Below are 2,148 nucleotides of genomic sequence, written 5' to 3'. Positions count from 1 at the left end.
CCGACACGCGCGACCTGGGGCGGCTGCTGTCGCGCCTGCTGACGCTGGCGACCGACGCCTCGCCGGCCGGCGGCGAGGTGCGGGTGGCGGCCTCGCGGCACGGCGACGCGGTGCGGGTGGAACTGCTCGACGACGGCCCGGCGCTGCCCGAGGGTTATGCCGAGCGGGCCTTCGACCCCTTTGCGCCGCCCGAGCCGACCCAGGGCCGGCCCGGCATCGGCCTGAGCCTGGCGATCTGCCGCGAACAGGCGATGCAGCTCGATGGCCACGTCGGGCTCGCGCCGGCACCGTCCGGGCCGGGCGCGCTGTTCTGGATTTCCCTGCCCCTGCGGCCGACGGGGCCCTGAAGTCGCGCACCGGTTCGCGGGGCAGGGCTCGGCTAGACTCGGCCGCGCCTTTGCACACCACTTCATAGACCCATGACCTCGCTCCTGAACGACGCCGCCGTGCTCGCCGCGCTGAAAGCCGTCGTCGATCCGAACACCGGCCGCGACTTCGTCTCGACCCGGCAGCTCAAGAACCTGAAGCTGGAGGGCGGCGACGTCGCGTTCGACGTCGAACTCGGCTATCCCGCCAAGAGCCAGATCGCGGCGCTGCGCAAGGCGCTGATCGCCGCCGCGCGCGGCGTGCCCGGCGTCGAGAACGTCAGTGCGAATCTCGGCGTGAAGATCGTCTCGCACGCGGTGCAGCGCGGCGTGCAGTTGCTGCCTGGCGTGAAGAACATCGTCGCGGTGGCCTCGGGCAAGGGCGGCGTGGGCAAGAGCACCACCGCCGTCAATCTGGCGCTGGCGCTGGCCGCCGAGGGCGCCAGCGTGGGCGTGCTCGACGCCGACATCTACGGCCCCAGCCAGCCCATGATGCTGGGCATCGAAGGCCGCCCCGAGAGCGCCGACGGCAAGAGCATGGAGCCGCTCGAGAACTTCGGCGTGCAGGTCATGTCGATCGGTTTCCTGGTCGACGCCGACAGCCCGATGATCTGGCGCGGCCCGATGGCCACCCAGGCGCTGGAGCAGATGCTGCGCCAGACGAACTGGCGCGAGCTCGACTACCTGATCGTCGACATGCCGCCCGGCACCGGCGACATCCAGCTCACGCTGTCGCAGAAGGTGCCGCTGACCGGCGCCGTGATCGTCACCACGCCGCAGGACATCGCGCTGCTCGACGCCCGCAAGGGCCTGAAGATGTTCGAGAAGGTCGGCGTGCCCATCCTCGGCGTGGTCGAGAACATGGCGGTGCACGTGTGCTCGAACTGCGGCCACACCGAGCACATCTTCGGCGCCGACGGCGGCCAGAAGATGAGCACCGAGTACGGCGTCGACTACCTCGGCGGCCTGCCGCTCAGCATGGCGATCCGCGAGCAGGCCGATGCCGGCCGGCCCACGGTGGTGAGCGACCCGGACGGCGACATCGCCGGCATCTACAAGAGCGTGGCCCGCAAGATCGCGATCAAGATCGCCGAGAAGGCCAAGGACTACTCGTCCAAGTTCCCGACGATCAGCATCTCCAAGACCACCTGAGCGGAGGCAGCACGCGGATGGACGGAAGCGATCGCCCGGCAGCGCGACCCTCCGTGACCGTGGCGGTGGTGATCGAGCGCGAGGCCAGCCCCAACCGCTGGGAAGACTGGCGCTTCCGGCTCGTCGAGGTGCTGCGCGACGACGAGGGCGCGTTCGGCACCACGCCCCGCCTGCTGCGCGACGACGGCCGCCTGGCACGCTGGCTGCACCCCGGTTTCACCGTCGAGCTGTTCGCCGACGAATGCGAGGCTACTACCTCAACCTCAGCTCGGGCGCGCCGGTGTGGTTCGTGAGTTGGCGCATCGCCGACGACGACCCCTCGCGCGCCTGGCCCGAGACCGTGAGCCTGTCGTACAACGAGGCCGGCCGATGGCTCGACGCGCAGGAGCGCGTCGACAACCTGCCGCTGCCGCCCGACGTGACCGCCTGGCTGCAGGCCTGGAACGACGCGCACTACCGGCCCGAACCCAAGCGCCGCAAGCGTCCGGCCTCCTTCCTGCCGCCGGAGCAGCGATGAGCGACGCTGCCGACGGCTTTCTGTCGCGCTGGTCGCGCCGCAAGGCCGCGGTGAAGGGCGGCCGGCAGCCGCCGGACGAGCCGCTGCCGGCCGCTCCCGCCGCGCTCGTCGAGG

Annotated in this window: 2 protein-coding genes and 1 pseudogene; all 3 read left to right on the top strand. The window is 71.2% G+C overall.

What is annotated here, in order from left to right; translation table 11 throughout:
* A partial coding sequence (locus Y694_RS21445; protein ID WP_036236504.1) for a sensor histidine kinase KdpD occupies nt 1-347 on the top strand: 347 nt, incomplete at its 5' end.
* Between the two features lie 72 nt (nt 348-419).
* Nucleotides 420-1,517: an iron-sulfur cluster carrier protein ApbC gene (gene apbC / locus Y694_RS21440; protein WP_036236502.1), complete on the top strand. Its 1,098-nt coding sequence runs from the start codon at nt 420-422 to the stop codon at nt 1,515-1,517.
* A 17-nt stretch (nt 1,518-1,534) separates the two neighbouring features.
* Nucleotides 1,535-2,034, top strand: a pseudogene (locus Y694_RS21435) (DUF3305 domain-containing protein).
* Nucleotides 2,035-2,148 lie beyond the last annotated feature (114 nt).

The sequence above is a fragment of the Methylibium sp. T29-B genome, from assembly GCF_000576225.1.
GTDB classification, from domain to species: Bacteria; Pseudomonadota; Gammaproteobacteria; order Burkholderiales; family Burkholderiaceae_C; genus Methylibium; species Methylibium petroleiphilum.
Note: the sequence above shows the minus strand (reverse complement) of the source record. Positions and strands in the feature narration are given on the sequence as shown.